We start from the raw sequence: 22,124 nt of genomic DNA on the forward strand, positions 1-22,124 counted from the left end.
GTATGAAATGGGCGTAGTGAATTTAGCTCGAGTAGACGAACGATTGATCCATGGACAAGTAATGATGACTTTATCACAAAAAAGTGGGGTCAATTCAATTTTTGTTGTAGATGAAGTGGTAGCGAAAGACAAATTTATGCGGGATCTTTACAAGAATGCCGGCAGTCGGACAGGTCAGAAAACGATTGTGATCACACCGGAAAAAGCGAAGTTTTATTGGGATGAATTTACTTTTAAAGAATACAACTGTATTTTGATCACCAAGACAGTCAGTGTCATTTATGATCTGGTAAAGCATGGTGTACCGATGAAAGAGTTGAACATTGGCGGGATCGCTCAAAAAGATCCTGAGAAGGATTTGTTGGTCACAAAATCAGTGTACTTAAACAAAGAGGACGCAGAACGCTTAAAGGACATGAATGAAAATTATGGTGTGGAAGATATCTATTTCCAAGCGACACCCTCTGCACCTAAATCAAGCTTGAAGGATGTCTTAAAACAATTGGGATTATAGAGAAAATGAAAGACAGGAGAGAGTAAACATGGAGCAAACAGAGATCTTCAACGATTGGCTATTTCGATACCAATATGTTTATCGGTTACGTCGAACAGAGAAAAGCAAAAAAAGATTTCTTAGCGCTTTAGTTACGGATATCGCAAAGATGCGCGAAGATATTCGAGTGATCGAGTACGATCAGCAAAAGAAATACGCATCTCGGAACGTCTATGTCGGCGATGTCGAAAAAGCAGAACGTGTGATCTGTACATTCTATGATACTCCTCCTGAGAGCTTTGGCTCCTACCAGTTGTTTGATCGTAAGGACCAAGCGAAAAAGACGACGACCTACATTTTAGTGAGCACGATTTTGGCAATTCTTTTAGGGATCATAGGCACGCTGGTCTACATGGGCCTGTCGCCTCATTCCTTTCAATTGAATTCACTCGGCACACTGATGATAGTGGCTGCTTACGGCGCCTATTTTGTTCTCTTAGGAAAAGTCACGAAAGGATTGTCTAAGCGGAAAACATTGGTTCGCAACACCTCGTCGATTTTAGCGATGTTGAAGATGATCGCCGATGAGCGACAAGAAAAAGTCGCCTATGCCTTTTTAGATGAAGGCAGCTACGGCAGCAAAGGATTAGACGAATTACAAAAGCAGGTCAGCCGTCAGTGTCAGATTTATTACTTAGACAGCGTAGGGGCTTCAGCCCCGTTACATTTGATCGGTGAGACACCCAGTAGCAAAAAAGCAATAGAAGACATTGATTATCAGGCGGCAAATCAAAAAGTAAGTTATCTTTTCAGTGCACGAAGAGATGAAGACAAGGCAGCTTTTTACTTAGAGGCCGCAGATTTAAAAGAGAAAAAGCTGAATATGAAAAATATTGCTGCTGTAACAAGTTTGTTTCAGTGAGAGAAATGGAGGAAATTATGCTAGGAATCGTAATCGCCACACATGGCACCTTAAGTGATGGCTTAAAAGATGCTGCGGAAGTGATCATTGGAACTATGAACAACATCGCGACCGTGAATTTGAATCCCGGGGACGATGTTCAGGAATTAGGCGGAAAAATCGAGGCTGCTATAAAGGAAGTTGATAACGGCGAAGGAGTCGTTGTCTTAACGGACTTAGTAAGCGCCAGCCCGTACAATCAGTCAGTCTTGATCACCAACGAATTAGAGGCTGCGCTTCAAGCGAACGTTTATGTCATCGGCGGTGTTAATTTACCGATGCTGCTTGAAACGATCAATCATCAAATTCTAAGTACACCTATAGAAGAAGCTGCGCCAGCAGTGATGGCACAAGGGGCAGACAGCTTGGCTATTTGGCATATCTCATCAGTGGAAGAAACAGACGAAGAAGACGACTTTTAATTAGGATAGGGGACTAAAACTTATGAAATGGGGCTTTAGATGGTATGGAGAGAAAGGTGACTCCATTCCTTTAAATCATGTAAGGCAGATTTCCGGTATCAATGGTGTCGTTGGCACATTGTTGAATAAGATGCCCGGAGATGTATGGGAAGTTGCAGAAATTCAGGAACTGAAAGAATCAATTGAAAAAGAAGAATTGGCGTTGCTAGGCATTGAAAGTGTCGCGATCCATGATGCGATCAAGGCCGGCACCGATGAACGGGACCATTACATTGATAACTACATTCAAACGATCCGAAACCTTTCTGAGTGTGGGGTGGATTTGATTTGCTACAGCTTCAAACCGATTTTCGGCTGGGCAAAAACAACCCTTAATTATGAAAATGAAGATGGCAGCTTGGCTTTGCTCTATGATCAAGAGGTTGTAGACAATATGGAGCCGGGAGATATGTACAAGCTGATCAGCAGCCAATCAAAAGGCTTCCAGCTTTCCGGTTGGGAAGAAGAACGTTTGAACAAATTTAATTCATTAGTTGAGATGTATGATGGCGTGACGGAAGAGGATCTATTCGAGAATTTGAAGTATTTTCTTGAAAAAATCATTCCTGTCTGTGAAGAGGCAGACGTGAGAATGGGGATTCATCCGGATGATCCGCCATGGGAAATTTTCGGGTTCCCACGTATTACGAAAAATTTAGCTGATTTAAAACGAATCATCAGCATGGTGGATTCTCCTTACAATGGCATTACGTTGTGTACGGGTGCCCTAGGTGCAGATCCTGAAAACGACATGGTGAAGATCGTTCACGAAATCGGGGATCGAATCAACTTTGTTCATTTCCGCAACGTGGAATTTCTTGGTTACCGGAAGTTCAAAGAAACCGCCCATCCATCTGCGGAAGGGTCATTGGATATGTACGCGATCATGGAAGCGCTAATTGAAGTTGGTTTTGATGGCGTGATTCGCCCGGATCACGGACGGACGCTCTTTGGTGAAGTCGCACGTCCAGGATACGGACTATATGACCGAGCAATGGGGATCACGTATATGCAAGGACTGCACGAGGCGATCGTAAAAAGTAAAAGCTAGCAGTTGGATAGAAAGCGAGGAAAACATGTCAGTAACGATGAAGCATGAAGTGTATGAACAGTTAGTACAAACAAAGCTGTTGCCGCTCTATACCGCAACGAATCTTGATTATTTAGATAAGGTGGAAGAGATTTTGTTGAAAAACGGAGTTCCGCTGATCGAAGTGACGTTTCGCAGCGACCGTGCGGCAGAAGCCATCAAGAAACTGTCAGAATCAGGAAAATTAACGGTAGGGGCAGGAACTGTCCGTACGTTGAAAGAAGCAAAAATCGCTGTTGAAAATGGTGCGAAGTTCGTGGTGTCTCCAGCGGTGGTACCTGAAGTGATCGAATTTTGTTTAGAGCAAGAAATCCCAGTTTTTCCAGGAACAGCAACACCGCGGGACATTCAAATTGCGGCAGATTATGGCCTTACAGTTGTGAAATTCTTCCCGGCGGATATTTACGGGGGACTGGATGCTATCAATGCATTAAGCGGCCCTTTCTACGATATGAAATTCTTGCCGACTGGCGGAATCACTAAAGACAACTTTGTTTCGTATTTGGATAATCCTCACGTGATCGGTGTAGGCGGCTCCTTCATTCTTTCGGAAAAGGTCATCATGGAAGACAATGGAGAGAAAATGGACCGAATCCTACAATCATTAGTAGAACAAATGTAAAAAGCATCAGGAGTGATCAAATGATCGGCTCCTGATGCTTTATTTTTTTTATTTTAGAGGTGCCCATTTCCAATCTTCTACTTCAACTAAGTCTTTTCCTTCTGAACGAATAAAGTCATGGTGTTTTTGCAGCGTGTCGTCCATTTGTTGTGAGAAGTTCGCAGCCTGTTCACCGTAAACGGCATTAGCACCATCTTGTGCTAAGTGGAAGCGATCCATTTCACTGAAGACGCGCATGTCAAATGGTGTTGTAATATCCCCATTTTCACGGTAGCCATGGATATGGATATTGTGATTGTGACGGTCAAAGAAGATGTCACGTACCATACCTTCATAACCGTGGAAAGCAAAAATGATTGGTTTGTCGGTTGTAAAGATCGCATCAAATTCATCGTCTGTCAGACCACGCGGATCAATATCCGGATGACGCAATTTCAAGATGTCTACAACGTTGACAAAGCGAATTTTTAATTCAGGAAATTGTTTGTTCAAAATAGAGACAGCAGCTAATGATTCTAAGTTAGGTTCTGTACCAGCTGCGGCGATGACTAAATCAGGTTCTGCCCCGTTGTCAGTACTTGCCCAATCAATGACTTTGAGTCCTTTTTCCACCAACTCTTCGGCTTCATCCGCAGAATAAAATTGCGGACGTGGATGTTTGCTTGAGACGATCAAATTGATCACTTGCTTGTCTTGCATCGCTTTGTCCATTACCGCCATTAAGCTGTTGGCATCAGCGGGCAAATATTCACGAATAAATTCCGGTTTTTTCTCAGCTAAATGAGTCAATACACCAGGATCTTGATGGGTGTAGCCGTTATGGTCTTGTTGGAAGACCGTCGAAGTCGCGATCAAGTTCAATGCTGGGTATTCTTTACGCCAAGAATGTGCGCTGGCTTTACGCATCCATTTGAAGTGCTGTGTCAACATAGAATCTACGACACGCAAGAAAGATTCGTAGCTGGCGAAGAAACCGTGACGACCAGTCAGTACATAGCCTTCCAAGAAACCTTCTGCTTGATGTTCCGATAACTGGCCATCGATTACACGACCCACTGAGGATTGCCATTCATCCGTACTGTTTTTTGGTTCTAACCATTGGCGATTCGTAACATCGAAAACTTTGTTCAAGCGGTTCGATTTTGTTTCATCAGGACCAAAAATGCGGAAGTTTGTTGGGTTTTCTGTAATCATATCCCGTGCTTGTTCGCCGAAGACGATCATATCTTGTGCAGTCACTGCACCTGGAACAGTCGTATCGATCGCGTGTTGTTTCCAATCAGGCATCACCATTGGTTTAGGATCGATTCCGCCATTCGTGATTGGATTTGTTGCCATACGCTTGTCGCCTTTAGGAGAGAGCGCTCGGATGTCAGCCACAATTTTTCCGTTTTCGTCGAATAATTCTTCTGGACGGTACGATTTTAACCAATCCACCAACTTATCCGCATGTTCCATATCTTCAGAATTTACAGGGATCGGTACTTGGTGCGCACGGAAAGTGCCGGCCAATTGTTCCCCGTTCCAAGTTTCTGGACCAGTCCAGCCTTTAGGGGTTCTAAAGATGATCACTGGCCAATGAGGCATTTCAGCATCTTCCGCAGTTCCTTTACGCGCTTCAGATTGGATCGATTTGATTTCTTCAATGACTTCATCAAGTACGTTTGCCATGATCGGATGCACTTTTTCAGGGTCTGTACCTTCTACAAAGTAAGGTTTCCAGCCCAGGCCTTCAAAATATTTTGCCAAATCTTCATCACTTTTACGTGAAAGGATCGTTGGATTCGAGATTTTTCCGCCATTCAAGTAAAGGATCGGTAATACCGCTCCGTCATTGACCGGATTGATAAAGACATTTGAGAACCAGCCGCTAGATAGAGGGCCAGTTTCCGCTTCGCCATCTCCAACAACAGTTGCTGCGATAACATCAGGATTGTCTAAAATAGCCCCCGTCGCATGAGAAAGGGAATACCCTAATTCGCCGCCTTCGTGAATGGAACCTGGTGTTTCTGGTGCTGCGTGAGAAGCAATACCGCCAGGGAAGGAGAACATTTTGAATAGTTTTTTCATCCCTTCAGCGTCTTCAGTGATTTCAGGATATATTTCTGTGTAGCTGCCATCGATATAAGAGTTTGAGACCATCACTTGTCCGCCATGTCCAGGCCCTTCAATGTAAAACATATTCAAATCATATTTATTAATCACACGGTTTAAATGTGCATAAACGAAATTTTGCCCAGCGATAGTTCCCCAGTGACCGATCGGGTGGGTTTTAACGTCTTCTTTTTTTATCGGTTGCTTTAATAAGGGGTTGTCCTTTAAATACATTTGAGCGACGGAGATATAGTTGGCCGCGCGCCACCATGCATCGACTTTATTCAGGTACTCTTGAGAATCTAAGTTGTTTGACATAGATAAAACTCCTTTTTAAGTATAAAATACTTTAATGTTTACACACACAATATACCCGTATTCAAATCGCTTGTAAACCTTTTTTTGGTGTTTTTTACATTAATTATTTATTATCACAAATTAACATAACGGGAGGGATAAAAGAAAAGCTTTTGTGATATATTAAACAAACTTTTTAATAACAATTTCTCATACTGAAAAAATCGCTTATTATTTTGTTAAGAAAGAGAAATAAGCGTTCATTAATGAAGAGGAATTAGAGGCACCGTGTAAAAAAAGAAGGAGAGGTAAATTGACGGACATTCATAAATACGCCACATTTTTTTCTTACTTTGCATCAAAAAGCTCATAGCTTTTTCAAATCTTTGACGTAAGATAAGTGTAACCCTAAAGTAATTCTTTTCCCCTGTGAAAGCAGGAACCCCCAAAAATAAAGCTGGTGCGTAAGCACCAGCTTTATTTTGTATATACCCATACGTTTGCGAGTTGCGGCAAAAGGGAATCGAGTGAATATTTTTGCATGTAGTGATTTTTTTCCGGGCTGTCATTCGGGTCATAAACGATAAGCTGATCACTCTGGACATCCTTTTTGATCACCATGATGTGCCCGACTTCTGTAAACTCACCAGGGGTGACTGATACCACCAATGGCTGGTTCTGATTCAAATACTGCTGGATCTTTCCTTGATCCTTCCCAAGGTTCTGAACAGTCAGACCGTAATGTTCAGCAAAAGCAGGAAATATAGACCATGCAGTTCCTTGTCCATTTTCATAATAGCGATCACCGCTCCATTGCAGAATCTCTGTTGGATAGACTGTTCGCTTTTCTTGAAAGGAAAGAATCATGGCTAAAGAAGTGATCGCACAGCCGTTTGTGGCTAAATCATTCCTATCAGAACCGCTGCCATATGCTTTTCCGGACCATCGCGGATCTGTCTGTAAAATCAATGAAAAATCCTGACCATGTTCTTGCAGGTATTGATTGGCGGAAGCAGAAAAACTCTGCTGACTATTTGCTTTATTGCTAAATGGAAAAAATTTCAACGAGAGGGCGCCTAAACTTGCGCACACTAAAACGATGCCTAATAAAATAGAAAAGGGACGAGATCGTCTTTTCATAAAAAACACCTCCACTCCTATAGTAAAACAAAAAAGGAGAGAGGTGCCATCGGGCAAAAGTTGTACTTATTCAAATTCTTCTAATTCCAAGCTGAGTTCTTCCCAGCTTGTGAGCTGTTCTTCTTGAAATGCTTTAGCCGTTTCCAATTCATTCGTCAATTCTAATAATTGAACATGATCATTCAAAATATCCGGATGACTCATTTGTGTTTCAAGTGCATCAATTTTTTCATCCAAAGAAGAGAGGCTTTCCTCGATCGACTCGATTTTACGACGTAAGCTGCGAATCAGCTTTTGCTGTTCTTTGTCCTGATGAAATTTCTTTTTAGGCACTTCAACAGGGTCATTTTCTTTCGCTTGCAATTCAGCAATTTCTTCTTCTTCTCTTTTTTTCTCTAAATAATAGTCATAATCACCAAGGTATAATTTGCTGCCCTCTGGAGATAATTCAATCACTTTGTTTGCGATGCGATTGATAAAATAACGGTCATGAGAAACAAAGAGCAGGGTGCCCTGATAATCGATCAGCGCGTTTTCTAACACTTCTTTGTTGTCGATGTCCAAATGGTTGGTAGGTTCATCCAGTATCAAAAAGTTCTCTCTGTTCATTGATAGTTTTGCTAAAGCGACACGAGCTTTTTCCCCACCACTCAGTAGCGGAATTGTCTTTTCGACATCCTCACCACTGAATAGGAAGCCACCTAAAACACTTCGAATCTCTTTTTCGGGGGTCGTCGGATGTTCATCCCAAAGCTCAGCTAAAATCGTTTTATTTCCATGGAGATCCGCCTGCCCTTGATCGTAATATCCGATCGTCACATTGGTTCCAAAATGGGGAGTCCCTTTGATGAAGGGCAGCTGTCCGATCAAGGATTTTAATAACGTAGATTTTCCGATCCCGTTTGGTCCGACAAGGGCGATGGCATCCTCACGACGGATATCTAGATCCACTGGCTCGGACAACGTTTCCTCATAGCCGATTGCTGCTTCTTCAACTTGCAGGACCACGTTGCCTGAAATTTTATCAATATCGAACATGAATCTTGCTGATTTTTCCTTGCCATCCGGCCGGTCTAGCCGATCCATTTTCTCTAATGTTTTGCGGCGGCTTTGGGCGCGTTTTGTCGTTGAAGCGCGGACTAAATTGCGGGCGACGAAATCTTCAAGCTTTCCGATTTCTTCCTGTTGTTTTTCATACGCCTTCCAGTCACTAGCAAGCTGCGCGGCTTTTAAGTCTAAATAACGAGAGTAATTTCCTTTATAATGGCGAATTTTATGGCGAGAAATTTCATAAATCTCATTTACGACGCGATCCAAAAAATAACGGTCATGGGAGACAATTAAGAGAGCACCCGCATAGCCTTGTAAATAATCTTCCAGCCAGGCCAGTGTTTCGATGTCTAAGTGGTTGGTGGGTTCATCAAGAATCAAGATGTCTGGTTTTACTAACAGCATACGAGCCAAAGCAAGACGCGTTTTTTGACCACCCGAAAGAGTGCTGATTTCTTTATCGTAAAAACTGTCATCGAATTTAAACCCGTGAAGGACGCTTCGAATCTCATTTTCATAGCCGTACCCGTTCTGTTCATTGAAATCATGCTGCAGTTGATCGTATTCCTTCAATAAAGAAGCGTAGCGAGCCTCAGTTTCTGGGGTATCACCGATAGCGATTTCGACTTCCCGCATTCGTGCTTCCATTTGACGGACTTTTTCAAAAGCCTTCAGCATTTCGTTCCAGATCGTTTCTGTTGAGTCCAACCCCGTATCTTGAGCGAGGTAGCCCAGCGTGGCTTGTTTATTTTTGATGACTTGCCCCGCATCAGGTGCTTCGATACTGGCAATAATTTTTAGTAGTGTCGATTTGCCCGCACCGTTTCGTCCAACGAGACCGATCCGTGCTTTGCTTGCGACTTCAAGATGGATATTTTCAAATAGCGTGTCTGCGCCAAAATAGCGAGCAATTTGATTTGCTTGTAATAAAATCATTGGATATCTTCCTTAAATTTATTTTTCCGAATGGATTAAGTCTATCATATTTTCGCAGACCTTGCGATTGGAAGCGGTCATTTCAGTTAATCGTGATTTTTTCACAAAATTTCGAGCAAGTGCGTTGCATTTTCACTAAGATTCTTGCTATTATAGTGCAGTAGTCAACATTTACGAAAATTTTTGATAGAGGAGAGTTATTGTGAAAGAACATTCAATTCCAAAAGCGACTGTTAAACGATTGCCGTTATATTATCGGTATTTGCGTATTTTAAATAATGCTGGAAAAACAAAAGTATCATCTACAGAACTAAGTGAGGCGATCCAGGTCGATAGCGCAACGATTCGTCGGGACTTTTCTTACTTTGGTGAATTAGGGAAACGTGGATATGGATACGATGTCGAAGATTTGATGCATTTCTTCGGTAAAATCTTAAATGACGACCAGTTGACCAACGTCGCATTAGTCGGTGTCGGTAATTTGGGAAGCGCGTTGTTAAAATTCAAGTTCCATCAAAGCAACAGCATCCGTGTAAGCTGCGCCTTTGATGTTAAAGAAGATATCGTAGGACGTATCGTTGATGGCATCCCTGTGTACCCATTAGACAGCATGGTCGAACAGATCAAATTGCAACAAATCGAAATCGCTATTCTGACTTTACCAGCACAACAAGCGCAACAAGTGGTGGATCAATTAGCGGCAGCTGGAATCAAAGGAATCTTAAACTTTACAGCCGCTCGTCTTACTGCACCAGAGGATGTTATTATCCAAAGCGTGGATCTGACCAATGAATTGCAGACCTTGATTTATTTCTTGCACCACAACAACAACGACAAATAAAAAAAACTGAGCCTTTGCTCAGTTTTTTTGCTGTCTACTTATAGAGGTGTTGAAACTCAAATGTTTCGCTTACTGCTCACCGAATAACGTTTGATAATCCGTGGTTTCCGAATCTTTTGGCAATTGCTGCAACAACTCGTTTAAAGTGGTGAAATCAATAAAACGGGCTTGACGCGCAATTTCTTTTCCGTCGTGGTAGACCAAAACGGCGGGGACAGTCAGAACTTCAAAAAAGCCTGCCAATTCTGGTTCGTGCAGAATGTCTAAATGATGAAAAGGAATAGATGCCTCTTTGGCAAGCTTTCTTACTTTCGGTTCATCTACATGACAGATGCTGCAAGTTTCAGAAGAGATGAACACGACATTATTTGCTTCATTAGATAAAGACTCTTGAACCATGCTCAATTTTTCCATGGCAAACATCCTTTCCTAAAAAATACTTACTATCTGTAAGATAATCAGATTTGGTCAAATTGTCAATTTAGTTGTTTGAGAAAAATAGTTGTTTGATTTCATAAAAAGCGTTATACTCTCTAATGTACTGCGGGTGTAGTTTAGTGGTAAAACAGAAGCTTCCCAAGCTTCCGTCGCGAGTTCGATTCTCGTCACCCGCTTCGTGAAAGAGTGCTAAACCTTTGGTATCAAGGGATTTATAGCACTCTTTTTTTAGTGATTCCACAAAAAATCCACAAAACAGCGTAAAAAGACAATTATAAGAGGTCTTTCATGTAATTAAATACTTTCTCTTTGTTTTTTTTGCGGTTCTCTTGTGTAACTGAAGCATACTCATATGACTGTGAAATGTTCTTATGCCCAAGTTGAGATTTGATATAAATCGGATCAGCTTCAGCAAGTATTAAAGCGTCTGCTCGAGCATGTCTAAAACCATGAGAGGTGATGCGAGGGACGCCGGCTAATTTACAAGTTTCTTCTATATAATCGTTTACAGCATCATTAGTGATTGGCCAAGTGTTTCTTTCATTTACGAAAACTAAATTTCTAGGATTTTTTACTTTGCCTAAAACAATTCGTTCATTTTGAATCTTTTTATGTTTCTTTAATTCCATGAAAAGGGAATAGGGAACATCGACACCTCTAACGCCGTCAGGAGTCTTAGTATCTCCTAGACCTCGATCTTCTTCATCATATTGATAGGCTCGTTCAATGTTGATTAAACCATGCTGTTCATCTAGATCAGTCCAATATAGTGCCGCTACTTCTTGATAACGACACCCGGTGTAAAGTTGGGTCAATACAAAATATTTACTAATGGTATCAGGACGAGCGAGAAGGGTACTTCTAAATTTCTTAGTATCTTCATAACTTATCGTTATTTCTTTATTGTGGATTGGATCTACACCCGTAAGCTTTGCGTTTCTTGCTGGATTAGAGGAAATAATTCTCATATCCATTGCTTCGAGAAAAACTGCTTTACAAATTTCGTGCCGGTTCTTTACCGTATTTTTCGATAAGGGATCGCCTTTTTGTCCTCCTTCACTACCAAGCCAGTTCAAAAATTTCTGATAATTTAACTTCGTTATACCGGCCAATGTCTGTTTTGTGCCGAAAAACTGTTCAAGATTTTTACCAGTAAGGACGTAGCGGCGAAGTGTTCGATTTGATACATTGCCTTTTTTAAAGGTCTCTACATATTCGTTAAAAAAATTAATTAGATTAGTTTGTTTGACCATTTCTCCACTTGAAACCTTAGCTAAAAAATCGACCTTTTTTGCATTCACAGCTTTTTTTGTTACATCAGTGATCATTTTATCTTTCCATTCACTGGTAATGGGGTCTTTGTATCGAAAGCGAAGCCGCCAGTTACCATTTTCAAGGCGTTTAGGTTCAGCCATAATCACTCACTCCATAATTTATTGTTATCTAGATCAATAGTTGCTAATATTGGTATTTTTACTGTTTTACCATTTCTAATGGGTCTGTAAATTTCCTTTTTATGATCGAATTTCATGATTTGGAATTCTTGCTCGCTATAAAGCTTATTAGAATCAAGCTTCCAATCCTTTTTTGACTCAGGAAATCGTAAATCTAATTTTTCTTTCATTTGTTTTGCACTATACATAAAAAACATTCCTTTCTGATTTTAGATTCATTAATCAATTTATAGCTGAAAAAGTCGTTCGTTCATTTGTTTATGCATAAATATTTTCTGATTTTATATCGAATAATCAAACGTACGTTCGTTTTAGGTGTTAAAAGAAAAGCCCGAAGGCTAATCTTTCTATTGAAGTTGGAGCGAAATGTCATAAGTATGATAAGCATTATCATCATCGTAATTATCTGTGTCGTAACTACTATCGATAGTTAATCTTAATGTCTTAATTGAGTTTGCATCCGTTAGTTTAGACAATGGATAAATTCCCCATCCATCTTCTTTTGTGCCTTTCATCAAGTCTCCATCCCAAGTATCGAAGTTAAATACACCGCCATCATCAACTTGTTCGCCGTAATCTGTTACTATTTTTGCTTGTGTCGGATAAATAGAAACATCCTGTTGGGGAGTCTCAACATTAAAATGAACAGCAACAAATCCGGTATAAGTATCATCTGAATAATCAACAATATCCGTAGTTTTGACGACTGAAACTTTATCTATTGATAAATTAACTCCAGACCAAGAATTATCTGAGAAATTCGTAGTATAGTCTTGTTTGCTTTGAATTTCAATATTCTCACCATCAGAAGCGTTATCGGCAACTTTGCCAAAATCACTATCATTGACTAAAAGTTTTGAATTCTTTTTCTCTTTAACAGCTTCTTTAGAAGTATTTTCAGCACTCTTTACTTCTTTCGCACTATCGGAAGATGCGTCGTTACTGTTGGAACTACAACCACCTAGAACTCCTATTGATATCAATGAAAGAACTAGAACCCCTATAAACTTTCTGTTTTTCATTCTTTTTCCCCCTAAATAATTAATTTTTTACTCCCACTTAATGGCAGGTAGTAAGCGTCGCCAAATAAATAGTTAAATATATCGAGCAAAATGTTCCGGTAATCCATGACTCTCTAACAATCCGTAAACACAAACATCCTGAAATTCACTTTCATCAAAGTAACTTTCTTTATCAATAATCAAATTTGTAGCGAAATAGTTTGCTTCTTTTTCAATTTTTAATTCGGACACGATAGTAACTTTGGACAGCATCGGCGTATTTTCGCTTGGGTGAAGAACCGCATGCCCAAGCTCATGTGCGGCTGTGGATCGTTGTTCTGCCTCGCTTAATCTACTATTTATATGAATCATCTTTATGCGATTAGCCCGATTATAGTAGCCGTAAATTTCTCCCAAATCTTCTTCTATTACAGAAATCCCCAATAATTTGGCTAATTGAAAAGGGTCTCTGGTCTCGTAATTTGAAACAAGCTCACTTATTTTACTATCGACACTCGGTAATTCCATAAGACCACCTACTTATCACGATACTTTTTAGGAGTAAATTTCTTCTTAGCTTCTATCTTAGCTATTCGCAACGAATTCTCTAAAGAAGCTATTAAAAGTTCTCTAGTTTCTTTATCTATTTCAGAGTCATCTTTAGAGAATGCAAGTGGCCCGCCTTGAGACAGGTCATCAATCATCTCTTCAAGTTGATTTTGAATAGAATTTTCGTCTTTTTCTGTTAAATCGTAATAGTGCCTTTTATTAGTGTTACCTAATAAATAGTCTGTTGAAACATTAAACAGTGAGGATAATTTGAGCAAGTCTTCATTACTTACACTTCGTCTATCATTTTCCCAGCTAGTCACAGTACTTTGACTTACTGATAATTTGTCAGCGAGCATCGGTTGCGTCATTGAATGTTCTTTTCTGAGTTGAGATATTCTTTCTCCAGTGGTCATATATACACCTCCACAATTAGTATTATAACTTGTACTATTAGTAAACGAAATAAAAACAAAAAAATATGTACAAAAAGAGTTGACTTGTACTTAATGTAATATTACAATGTGTACATAAGGTGGTGATGAAATGAATTTGCAACATTGTAGAGAAAAAGCAAATTTAACTCAAGAGCAGCTTGCAAGAAAAATAGGAATGTCAGTTTCAATGATAGTTTCCATTGAATCCGGCAGGCGAAAAGGATCAATCGAAACACTTCTTCGTATTGCAGACGCTTTAGACGTAACCGTTGATGATATTTTGCGTACTAGTAATAATACTAATAGTAATAATTCCGAGGAGGCTTCGAAATGAAAGACAAACCACAAACAATCAAAGCAACAATAGCGTCTGGATTCCTAGATCAATATATTGAAATGCTAGTTCCGGCGCTCAAAAGAAAATTCGATGTCAAACCCGGAATAGAAGGCTCGTTTTTTATGGAGCCGGGTGGCACTGATGAAATGCTAATACGATTTTTATCGAACGACGAAACTGCACAAGAAATTATCGACTTTATTAACTCAAAATGGCAGTTCGAAAGCGTTCCAGTTTTAGCTTCATAGGTTTGGATGAAGCTTTAAATTGATTATGAAGTAAAACGAAGTTGATTAAAACTTAGGAAAGTAAGAAAGGGGTGTTCTTTTTGAAAACAACATCAAGAAAGTTGGATAAGCCGTTGAATGAATGGCTTGGGAGAACCGGTATTACAAAACGACAAGTGGCAAAGGAAATACATGTTACCGCTCAATCTATAACAGATTGGACAAAAGAAAAGGCAGGGCCAGTTACACCAGACAATGCCGTGTTATTAAGTCAAATTGCAAATGATTCTACTTTAGCCCAATCAATTAGTTATTACTATTTAGGACTACCAAAGTCAATGGACGGAGCATACAGCTTAGATATTTCAAAATTGGATGACCTAAGAGAACTTGAAGAAGACGAGCGAGATGAGAAGCAAAAGGATCGAGACCTGCGACGTATTTTATGTAAAAAAGTTGAATTTGATGAATCTTCATATGACAAACTACTAGATTTGGCTAGAGAACAAGCGGAAGCGTGCATTGTAAATAATCAGTATCTATTTGCACTATGTGAACGGCTTGAAATGAGTGTGATGGATCTGACAGAGATGTTCATGCCGCGCTGGATTGAAGAAGGTTATTTCGGAGGTGATTAGATGATTGATTCAGAAAAAGAAATGAAGGATTTAGCGATATGCCTTTCTAGAAATTTAGTTTTATGTATGTGTTACGGAAAACCCATTAAAAATAATGAACTATCTAAAAAAAGTGGCGTTTCACTGGCAGTGATCACTCGGATCAAAAATGACTGGCAAGGCAAAGAAAGGGTTCAGTTGGAAACAGTGGTTAAACTTGCTGCAGCTCTTAATGTAGAGGCAGTTGATTTATTAAGTAAAAATTCAATTTATCAAAAATTGGAGGGGACAGCATGAGGAAAATAAAAATCATTCGTGGCTTAGGAATAGCTTTTGTTGCTGGGCTTCTTCTGATGCTAAAACTTAGTGCTATGCAGTCATTAAATATCCTGATGATGATTATCTGCATTATTTTAGCAGGCGTATTAGTCCCAACAACAATGGTTTATGACGAAAAAGAGTACGAACAACGCACAAAAAAAGAGACTTACTAGCCGGCAAGCAAAAGTAAGTCACTAACGAATTAATATCTAGGAGGATTATAACATGTTTGATTATGATACCGCAATGGCTGATACAGAGAGTCATATTTTTGTAAATGTATCACAAAATACTGACAAAGACTCTCCTGATAATTTAGAAGGGTGGGGTGATGATGGTGAAAAAATCAACAATCGAAATGACTCACAACGAATGGCTTGAAGACAGAAGAAAAGGTATTGGCGGATCTGATGTTGGAACTATTCTTGGATTAAATAAGTGGAAATCACCTTATCAACTATGGCTAGAGAAAACAGGACAAGTGGAACTGGATGATTCAAATAGCGAACCAGCCTATTGGGGCAATGTTTTAGAAGAAATAGTCGCAAAAGAATTTACCGAACGAACTGGAAAAAAAGTTCGCCGTCGTAATCAAGTATTTGAGCACGCGTTGCATCCATTTTTGAGAGCCAATATTGATCGAGATGTTGTCGGTGAAAATGCCATATTGGAATGTAAAACAGCGAATAGCTTCTTATCAAAAGAATGGGATGGCGAAGAGATCCCAATGAGCTATCTTTGTCAAATACAACATTATATGAACGTTTTAAATAGAGAATTTGCGTACGTCGCTGTCTTAATTGGTGGACAAAAGTTCATTTGGAAAAAGGTAGAACGGGATCAAGAATTGATTGACATAATAACTGAGCGACTAGTCGAATTTTGGGAAATCAATGTTATTACAGGAATGGAACCACCTATCGATGGTAGCGACGCTACCGCCGAGTTTATAAAGAATCACTATTCAACAGAGGGAACCGAAGAAATCAGTTTATCTAGCGAATATGACGAATTGATCGAAAGTAAACGGGACCTAAAGAAATCAGAAAAGGAAATTCAGACTCAGATTAAGAAGATCGATAACCAAATAAAATCGGAACTTGGAAAAAATGATGCAGTGGTCGGTATAAGCCCTAAATTCATTGTTTCGTGGAAGTCACAAGAACGGACTTCACTTGATAAAAAGCTGTTAGCTGAGAAATATCCAGAAGTAGTAAAAGATTCTAGTATTTACAAAACGTCTAGTTTTAAACGACTAGCTGAAAAGGAGATCAAATAAATGGCCACAAATGATACTTTAAAAAATCAGTTAAGCGAACAGAAATCGCAAGAAGTCAGCGCTCAATCATTAGGGTTCAAAGCATTAATGAATACACCAACTATGAAAAAGAAGTTTCAGGATATTCTCCATGAGAAGTCAGATTCCTTCATGGGATCATTGATGACTTTAGTTGGAGGAGATAACTATCTTTCAAATGCAGAACCAATGACGATTATTGCTTCTGCATTAAAAGCTGCGACCATGGATTTACCCATTGATAAGAATTTAGGTTATGCATATGTCGTTCCATTTAATAGAAAAGAAAAAGTTGGAAAAGACTGGGTCACGCATAATGAAGCGCAATTCATACTAGGATACAAGGGATATATTCAACTAGCCCAACGTTCTGGTCAGTACAAAGCATTGAACGCTTTAGAAGTGTATGAAGGTCAACTGATTGAATGGAATCCCCTCACAGAAGAGTTTATTTTTGATTATTCAGCCAAGGCTTCAGATAAAGTCATCGGTTATGTAGGTTTCTTCGAATTATTGAATGGATTTAAAAAAACAGTTTATTGGACGAAACAAGAAATCGAAGCTCATCGAATTAAAAATGCTAAAGGTTACGACAAAGAAAAATTAACAGGCGCTTGGAAAGATAACTATGATTCGATGGCCATAAAAACAGTACTACGTAACCTTCTTGCTAAATGGGGAATCTTGTCGGTAGAAATGCAGACAGCAGTGACTTCCGATGAAAAAGTATTTCGACTTGATGATAATGACGACTTGATTGAAGAGACCGCATTGAATGAAGCTGAGCCAATCGAAACTGATAGAAAAGAAGCAGAAAAGGTTGATGAAAAACCGACCAATGAAAATCAAACTGCTCTATTTAACGATAAGCAGCCACCATTGAAAGACGATGAATACCCATTTTAATAGAGGGAGTTTTCTCCCTCTTGACTATTAGATAGAAAGGAGGTTGCATTTTGGACTATTTTAAACAAAGACGAGAGTACCGTAAATTGAAACAAAACGAAATCGATATCTCAATTGGTCAAAATAATCTGTATCGCGAGTTATTAGACTACGCGAACGATGAAGACAAATTAGATGACTGGTTTCCTTTGAAAAATTCGGCGCTCACCGATCTTACAGGGCTTTCTATTCCAGGATTAGCTAAAGCTCGTAATAGTCTGACTCAATTGAACCTCATAGAATACAGACAAGGGAAGAAGAATTCCGATAAACCACAGTACAAAATTACCTGCTTGTATAACAAACGGTTTACCAACAGTAACACAGCTGGTTTACAAGAAGTATCACAGAAGGTTGTGCAACCTGTATCACAAACGGTAGAACATAAAGATCTTACTAGTACCATACCTAAACTAGACACTAACTTGACTGATGCTTCTGAATCAAATAAGTCTAAAAATTCAAAAAATAGCGCGGTGACTTACTGGCTGAATCAAGTGAACCCAGCAGAAGCACCTTTCGTTCGACAATCAATTGAATACTGGGTCAATGACTTTGGAGGACAAGACGAGATTGTGATTCTAGCTATCAACGATATGCTTGAACACGATGCTCGCAATTATAACTATCTCAACAAGATATTGAAAAATTGGGAAGAGTTGAAGCTTGATACGCCGGAAAAAGTCAAAAATCACTTAGTAGGCAAGTACAGCAAGAAGACTCAAAAGCAAGCTAAAGGACGTGTCGAACAATTGCCAGATCACATAGCAAACCCGAAAACAGAAGCAGAGGCATCTGCGCTAGCAAGACAAAAACTAATTGACTTGGGAGTGACACCAAATGATTGATACGGATGTTAGTGATGTTGAATTAGCAACGAAAATTGTTGATTACCTACCAGCGAAATACCAAAAGATTATGGCAGGCTGTTTGGACTCATTGAAAAAAATACCAAACAACGCTGACGAAACTTGGCAATTTAAAAAATTTATGATCATGCTCTATTTGGCTTTATATCCAGGCCAAAACGAGTTTTGGAGCTTGAAGGATAATTCCTACAAGTTTTGGAGAGGCAAGGGCATAGATAGGCTCTATGAGCTTCAGTTTAAACAGGGAGTGAGCGCATGACTATTCGTAAACGAACCAAATACGGCAACAAAAAAGTTTATCGGTACGGTCATTGGTTCGATTCAATCGCTGAGGCTGACTATTATCCTATCGCCGTTGCCTACGCGAAAGAGTATGGCTATGAGCTGAAACTTCAGGATCGCATTGATATTATGCCGACTTTAAAGCTAAACGAGTGGGCGATTAAAAAGACGCAGTACGTCGCTGATTACTCCTTTTATCACCGAGGGGAAATCGTTCGTCTTGTGGATGTAAAAGGCGTTGAGACAAAGGATTTCCGCTTGAAAGCCAAGATGATCGCTAGAGAGCTAGGCATAGTAATTGTCTTAGCAAAAAAGACCCGATATGGATTTGTTCACTACCCTTTCAATATGCCAACAAGCAAGAGAAAAGAGGTTCGCTTATGAGTAAAATGAATAGCCAACGTTTAGAGACGGTCCTACTCTATATCGACAACTTTATAAAAGAACATGATTATCCACCAACAATTCGGCAAATATCAAAAAACACAGGAATCCCTTCCACTTCAACTGTCAGCGCCTATCTCTGGCAATTGAAAGCTATGAACCTATTAAAAATTGAACCAGGAGCTTTCAGAACTATCCGAATGACCGAAAGCGGAAGAGATCGCGTCAAGGAGTTGAAGTGTTCATGAAAATGACAGATAAAGAGCGTTTTAGACACCTGATGGCCCATCCGAATTATTGGAAAGACGAGACAATCCAGAAAGAGGCTAATGCGCTAGGTAAGAAAATCTGGAACCAATCATCAAAAAGACCGAGAAAAATGATTCAAGTGAGTCTTGGAGATAAGGTCGTTTTAACTGGAACTTGTGTTGAAATAGCGAAACGGTCAAATCTGTCTGAAACACATATCAAGAACTTGGCTAGACAAAACGGAACGGATAGTTTTGGAAAAACGTATAGGTATCTGGAGGGGTCGCTATGAAAATGTGGGAGCGTCGCTGGATTGATAAGAAAGTTAGGGTTTTCGTTCTTACTATGCCTAAAGACTATAAAATCAATACTCCGAAAGACCAAATAATCAGCGAGATTTTAGCAGCAAATGACTGGTTTATAAATATTTCGAAACCAATGGAGATTATTCGTGAAGAGGTAGAAAAACAATTTAATATTTACGTGAGATGACCTTGAAAGGATGATACACGTGGAAATGAAAGAGCAGTTTATAAATTCTGTCATTCGTAACATGGAGCCTGAACTTGAAGTTAATCAACTTAAGAAATTGAAAATTGTACTAACAATCAATTTAAATCATATACGTGTTGAAAAAGAGAATACTGATCTGGTCATATACGATGAATCGGGTGACATTGCTGCATATAAACAATATTTTGTGTCAATGAAACTGCGCAATTTATCCAATGGAACGATAGAACTCGCTATGAGGACAATCGACGCCTTCCAAAGATCAGTGAAGAAACAATACAAGGACGTATCAACTCAAGACATTCGGTTGTATATCGCGTACCGCGACATGAAGGATCATTTATCAAGTGCCACTTTGAATCGTGAACGCGGGTGCATCTGCAGGTTCTATACATGGCTGTTCGAGGAAGAATATATCCCCAAGAACCCAGCAAAACGTGTTGAACCTATTAAGGTGGAGAAGCGACTAAAAAAAGCCTTCACACCGATTGAAGTGGAACTAATGCGGAACGCCTGTAGGAAACCAAAAGAAAAAGCAGTATTTGAACTATTGCTTAGCACGGGGTGTCGAGTCACTGAGTTAACCATGCTAGCAATGGAAAATTACGACCAACAAAGAGGGACCATTACAGTGATTGGAAAAGGCAATAAGGAGCGCACGGTCTTCGTCAACGCTCGCGCTAAAGTGGCAATTGATAATTACTTAATGATTAAACCACATTTTGAAGGTTCGATCATATGCGGACTTCATGGAGTTGGAACACAGATGACTTCGAATGGCATTCAAAAAATGGTCAAAGAGATTGCAAAGCGTGCTCATGTAGCTCACGCACATCCGCATAAGTTTCGAAGAACTGCAGCAACGTTTGCTCTGAAGAGAGGAATGAGCCTAAACGATGTAAGGCGCTTTCTTGGACACACGGATGTTGATACGACGCTGCAATATATTGATACTAGCGGATCGGATCTGAAGTTAGAACACGAGAAATATGTCGCATAAGACAAACAAGGAGACTAAAAGCATGAAATTAAATGGAAAGTTTCAATTAATTGAAATCGGGAATATTGAAAGGGAACCACGTTTGCTCGTTTCAAAACATAACATGAGATTCAATAAACCGTTATCAGCTCGAATGGATTATGTCGATCATGTGAAAATTTACTTGAACAGTGAAGAGAAACTATTAGCAATTATGCCATGCACTAAGAACTCTCCAGGAGCTACTAAATTCTACAAGAAAGAGAATACCAAATGCAAAAATCCGATTTGGTCCAATCAACGTTTTATTCATTTATTGGAAAAGTTAAACGGATGGGATTTGGAAATGAATAGTTACGGATTATACCCTGAAAAGTTGGATGATGGTGGACTGTACTTTGATTTTTCAAAAGCTAAAGTTCTTAGCAAAAAGTAAAAGCTCCTAAAACTGGGGCAATAGCTTACTTAAGTAAGCTACTTTAAAAGTGAATAGAAAGGTCTGAGAGCAATGTTAGATGTAGAACGTATAAAACAACGGTTAAGCGAAAAACAATTGACAGAGTACCGCCTAGCTAAAAATATCGGCACATCAACAGCGCACATGTCACGACTTATGACTGGAGACATAAAAGACCCGAGATTTGAACTTGTCTGCAAAATAGCAGATGCACTTGATATCACAGTAGATGAATTGAGAAAGAAGGATGAATGATATGCCGAATTGGGCCGAGGGAACATTGAAGGTAAGAGGCAAGAAAGAAAATATTATCAAATTTCTGAGAGAAGGCCTACTTGGGTATCCAGAACGTGGTTATGACGGTGTGGATGAACATGGTTTGCCAAAGATTGTTTATTCTCATCGAGAAGTAGATATCACACATGATGAAGACTGGGAGACAGATATTCATTGTAAAGGCGGATTCTATATTGATAAAACTCGAAGAGCATTTATTGAAGAAGAGTGTATTCAGTTTTATCACGATTACGAAGCAGATATTTATAAATTGGAAATTCTTGGATTTAAGCAAGCATGGGCAGCTAGTCCAGAAAATTTCATTGAACTATCAAAACAGTATGAACTTGATATAAAGATTTTTACCTTTGAAATGGGAATGGAATTCACACAAGAAATCGAGATCATCAATGGTGAGCTGACAAAAAATAAAGAACAAGAGAAGTTTAATGATTATTTTTGGGAAGTCCCGTTTGCGACAATTGGCGGATAACTGGGGCATTAGCA

33 protein-coding genes and 1 tRNA gene are annotated in these 22,124 nt (G+C 39.5%); 25 read left to right on the top strand and 9 right to left on the bottom strand.

Annotated elements, in window-relative coordinates; translation table 11 throughout:
• The first annotated feature begins 7 nt into the window (after positions 1-7).
• Genes I592_RS05230 through I592_RS05250 form a run of 5 tightly spaced genes read left to right on the top strand, consistent with a single transcriptional unit; the run spans position 8 to position 3,627 of the window.
• A complete protein-coding gene (locus I592_RS05230; protein WP_010781261.1) occupies positions 8-514 on the top strand; it encodes a PTS sugar transporter subunit IIB in 507 nt (168 codons plus the stop codon).
• 28 nt (positions 515-542) lie between these two features.
• Positions 543-1,415 carry a hypothetical protein gene (locus I592_RS05235; protein WP_010781260.1) on the top strand — a complete coding sequence of 291 codons (873 nt, stop codon included), beginning with the start codon at positions 543-545 and terminating at the stop codon, positions 1,413-1,415.
• 17 nt (positions 1,416-1,432) lie between these two features.
• Positions 1,433-1,876, top strand: a complete 444-nt coding sequence (locus tag I592_RS05240; protein WP_010781259.1) for a PTS sugar transporter subunit IIA — start codon at positions 1,433-1,435, stop codon at positions 1,874-1,876.
• A gap of 22 nt (positions 1,877-1,898) precedes the next feature.
• Positions 1,899-2,966 carry a mannonate dehydratase gene (gene uxuA / locus I592_RS05245; RefSeq protein WP_010781258.1) on the top strand — a complete coding sequence of 356 codons (1,068 nt, stop codon included), beginning with the start codon at positions 1,899-1,901 and terminating at the stop codon, positions 2,964-2,966.
• Between the two features lie 25 nt (positions 2,967-2,991).
• Positions 2,992-3,627, top strand: a complete 636-nt coding sequence (locus tag I592_RS05250) for a bifunctional 4-hydroxy-2-oxoglutarate aldolase/2-dehydro-3-deoxy-phosphogluconate aldolase (protein ID WP_010781257.1) — start codon at positions 2,992-2,994, stop codon at positions 3,625-3,627.
• Between the two features lie 48 nt (positions 3,628-3,675).
• Here the strand turns inward: I592_RS05250 and I592_RS05255 are convergent, their stop codons facing one another.
• The 3 genes from I592_RS05255 to I592_RS05265 form a co-directional block, all read right to left on the bottom strand.
• On the bottom strand, positions 3,676-6,039 hold the full coding sequence (locus I592_RS05255; RefSeq protein ID WP_010781256.1) for a phosphoketolase family protein: 2,364 nt from the start codon (positions 6,037-6,039) through the stop codon (positions 3,676-3,678).
• Positions 6,040-6,495: 456 nt separating this feature from the next.
• On the bottom strand, positions 6,496-7,158 hold the full coding sequence (locus tag I592_RS05260; protein WP_010781255.1) for a C39 family peptidase: 663 nt from the start codon (positions 7,156-7,158) through the stop codon (positions 6,496-6,498).
• A 66-nt stretch (positions 7,159-7,224) separates the two neighbouring features.
• The gene (locus tag I592_RS05265) at positions 7,225-9,144 is read right to left on the bottom strand and encodes an ABC-F family ATP-binding cassette domain-containing protein (protein ID WP_010781254.1); all 1,920 of its coding nucleotides are present in this window, start codon (positions 9,142-9,144) and stop codon (positions 7,225-7,227) included.
• Between the two features lie 202 nt (positions 9,145-9,346).
• Between I592_RS05265 and I592_RS05270 the strand changes: the two genes are divergently transcribed.
• Complete coding sequence (locus tag I592_RS05270; RefSeq protein WP_010781253.1) at positions 9,347-9,985, top strand: redox-sensing transcriptional repressor Rex; 639 nt, start codon at positions 9,347-9,349, stop codon at positions 9,983-9,985.
• Positions 9,986-10,054: 69 nt separating this feature from the next.
• On the opposite strand, the gene I592_RS05275 is transcribed toward I592_RS05270, so the two are convergent.
• Complete coding sequence (locus tag I592_RS05275; RefSeq protein WP_010781252.1) at positions 10,055-10,399, bottom strand: thioredoxin family protein; 345 nt, start codon at positions 10,397-10,399, stop codon at positions 10,055-10,057.
• A 129-nt stretch (positions 10,400-10,528) separates the two neighbouring features.
• On the opposite strand from I592_RS05275, the gene I592_RS05280 reads away from it, so the two are divergent.
• Positions 10,529-10,599, top strand: a tRNA-Gly gene (locus tag I592_RS05280).
• A gap of 96 nt (positions 10,600-10,695) precedes the next feature.
• On the opposite strand, the gene I592_RS05285 is transcribed toward I592_RS05280, so the two are convergent.
• The 5 genes from I592_RS05285 to I592_RS05305 form a co-directional block, all read right to left on the bottom strand.
• Positions 10,696-11,838 carry a tyrosine-type recombinase/integrase gene (locus tag I592_RS05285; RefSeq protein WP_010781251.1) on the bottom strand — a complete coding sequence of 381 codons (1,143 nt, stop codon included), beginning with the start codon at positions 11,836-11,838 and terminating at the stop codon, positions 10,696-10,698.
• Between the two features lie 2 nt (positions 11,839-11,840).
• Positions 11,841-12,065 (bottom strand): hypothetical protein, encoded by a 225-nt coding sequence (locus tag I592_RS05290; protein ID WP_010781250.1) that lies wholly within the window; start codon positions 12,063-12,065, stop codon positions 11,841-11,843.
• A 159-nt stretch (positions 12,066-12,224) separates the two neighbouring features.
• Entirely contained in the window at positions 12,225-12,899 is a 675-nt protein-coding gene (locus tag I592_RS05295) for a hypothetical protein (RefSeq protein WP_010781249.1), read from the bottom strand.
• 72 nt (positions 12,900-12,971) lie between these two features.
• Positions 12,972-13,406, bottom strand: coding sequence for an ImmA/IrrE family metallo-endopeptidase (locus I592_RS05300; RefSeq protein WP_010781248.1), 435 nt, complete (start codon positions 13,404-13,406; stop codon positions 12,972-12,974).
• Positions 13,407-13,414: 8 nt separating this feature from the next.
• A complete protein-coding gene (locus I592_RS05305; RefSeq protein ID WP_010781247.1) occupies positions 13,415-13,843 on the bottom strand; it encodes a helix-turn-helix domain-containing protein in 429 nt (142 codons plus the stop codon).
• Positions 13,844-13,973: 130 nt separating this feature from the next.
• Here I592_RS05305 and I592_RS05310 point away from each other — a divergent pair, with 130 nt between their 5' ends.
• The 18 genes from I592_RS05310 (at position 13,974) to I592_RS05390 (ending at position 22,110) form a co-directional block, all read left to right on the top strand.
• The gene (locus I592_RS05310) at positions 13,974-14,198 is read left to right on the top strand and encodes a helix-turn-helix domain-containing protein (RefSeq protein WP_010781246.1); all 225 of its coding nucleotides are present in this window, start codon (positions 13,974-13,976) and stop codon (positions 14,196-14,198) included.
• On the top strand, positions 14,195-14,449 hold the full coding sequence (locus tag I592_RS05315; protein ID WP_010781245.1) for a hypothetical protein: 255 nt from the start codon (positions 14,195-14,197) through the stop codon (positions 14,447-14,449). The genes I592_RS05310 and I592_RS05315 overlap by 4 nt, the downstream gene beginning before the upstream one ends.
• Before the next feature lie 80 nt (positions 14,450-14,529).
• Positions 14,530-15,066 carry a helix-turn-helix domain-containing protein gene (locus tag I592_RS05320; protein WP_010781244.1) on the top strand — a complete coding sequence of 179 codons (537 nt, stop codon included), beginning with the start codon at positions 14,530-14,532 and terminating at the stop codon, positions 15,064-15,066.
• Complete coding sequence (locus tag I592_RS05325) at positions 15,067-15,342, top strand: helix-turn-helix domain-containing protein (protein ID WP_010781243.1); 276 nt, start codon at positions 15,067-15,069, stop codon at positions 15,340-15,342. It abuts the gene before it with no gap.
• Positions 15,339-15,539 (top strand): hypothetical protein, encoded by a 201-nt coding sequence (locus I592_RS05330; RefSeq protein WP_010781242.1) that lies wholly within the window; start codon positions 15,339-15,341, stop codon positions 15,537-15,539. The genes I592_RS05325 and I592_RS05330 overlap by 4 nt, the downstream gene beginning before the upstream one ends.
• A 52-nt stretch (positions 15,540-15,591) precedes the next feature.
• Positions 15,592-15,747 (top strand): hypothetical protein, encoded by a 156-nt coding sequence (locus I592_RS21595; RefSeq protein WP_010781241.1) that lies wholly within the window; start codon positions 15,592-15,594, stop codon positions 15,745-15,747.
• A complete protein-coding gene (locus I592_RS05335) occupies positions 15,698-16,645 on the top strand; it encodes a YqaJ viral recombinase family nuclease (RefSeq protein ID WP_010781240.1) in 948 nt (315 codons plus the stop codon). The genes I592_RS21595 and I592_RS05335 overlap by 50 nt, the downstream gene beginning before the upstream one ends.
• The gene (locus I592_RS05340; protein WP_010781239.1) at positions 16,646-17,569 is read left to right on the top strand and encodes a recombinase RecT; all 924 of its coding nucleotides are present in this window, start codon (positions 16,646-16,648) and stop codon (positions 17,567-17,569) included.
• A gap of 50 nt (positions 17,570-17,619) precedes the next feature.
• Positions 17,620-18,456: a DnaD domain-containing protein gene (locus I592_RS05345; RefSeq protein WP_010781238.1), complete on the top strand. Its 837-nt coding sequence runs from the start codon at positions 17,620-17,622 to the stop codon at positions 18,454-18,456.
• The gene (locus I592_RS05350) at positions 18,449-18,736 is read left to right on the top strand and encodes a hypothetical protein (protein WP_010781237.1); all 288 of its coding nucleotides are present in this window, start codon (positions 18,449-18,451) and stop codon (positions 18,734-18,736) included. Before I592_RS05345 ends, I592_RS05350 begins: the two co-directional genes overlap by 8 nt.
• Positions 18,733-19,143: a DUF1064 domain-containing protein gene (locus tag I592_RS05355; RefSeq protein WP_010781236.1), complete on the top strand. Its 411-nt coding sequence runs from the start codon at positions 18,733-18,735 to the stop codon at positions 19,141-19,143. Before I592_RS05350 ends, I592_RS05355 begins: the two co-directional genes overlap by 4 nt.
• On the top strand, positions 19,140-19,391 hold the full coding sequence (locus tag I592_RS05360; protein WP_010781235.1) for a LexA family protein: 252 nt from the start codon (positions 19,140-19,142) through the stop codon (positions 19,389-19,391). The genes I592_RS05355 and I592_RS05360 overlap by 4 nt, the downstream gene beginning before the upstream one ends.
• Positions 19,388-19,684 (top strand): hypothetical protein, encoded by a 297-nt coding sequence (locus I592_RS05365; protein WP_010781234.1) that lies wholly within the window; start codon positions 19,388-19,390, stop codon positions 19,682-19,684. The genes I592_RS05360 and I592_RS05365 overlap by 4 nt, the downstream gene beginning before the upstream one ends.
• Positions 19,681-19,884, top strand: a complete 204-nt coding sequence (locus I592_RS05370; RefSeq protein WP_010781233.1) for a hypothetical protein — start codon at positions 19,681-19,683, stop codon at positions 19,882-19,884. Before I592_RS05365 ends, I592_RS05370 begins: the two co-directional genes overlap by 4 nt.
• Before the next feature lie 19 nt (positions 19,885-19,903).
• Positions 19,904-20,905 carry a tyrosine-type recombinase/integrase gene (locus tag I592_RS05375; protein ID WP_010781232.1) on the top strand — a complete coding sequence of 334 codons (1,002 nt, stop codon included), beginning with the start codon at positions 19,904-19,906 and terminating at the stop codon, positions 20,903-20,905.
• 22 nt (positions 20,906-20,927) lie between these two features.
• Entirely contained in the window at positions 20,928-21,320 is a 393-nt protein-coding gene (locus I592_RS05380; RefSeq protein WP_010781231.1) for a hypothetical protein, read from the top strand.
• A gap of 72 nt (positions 21,321-21,392) precedes the next feature.
• The gene (locus I592_RS05385) at positions 21,393-21,596 is read left to right on the top strand and encodes a helix-turn-helix domain-containing protein (RefSeq protein ID WP_010781230.1); all 204 of its coding nucleotides are present in this window, start codon (positions 21,393-21,395) and stop codon (positions 21,594-21,596) included.
• A gap of 1 nt (position 21,597) precedes the next feature.
• Complete coding sequence (locus I592_RS05390; protein ID WP_010781229.1) at positions 21,598-22,110, top strand: hypothetical protein; 513 nt, start codon at positions 21,598-21,600, stop codon at positions 22,108-22,110.
• Positions 22,111-22,124: the final 14 nt, after the last annotated feature.

It is taken from the genome of Enterococcus gilvus ATCC BAA-350 (genome assembly GCF_000407545.1).
In the GTDB taxonomy this organism is placed as follows: Bacteria; Bacillota; Bacilli; order Lactobacillales; family Enterococcaceae; genus Enterococcus_A; species Enterococcus_A gilvus.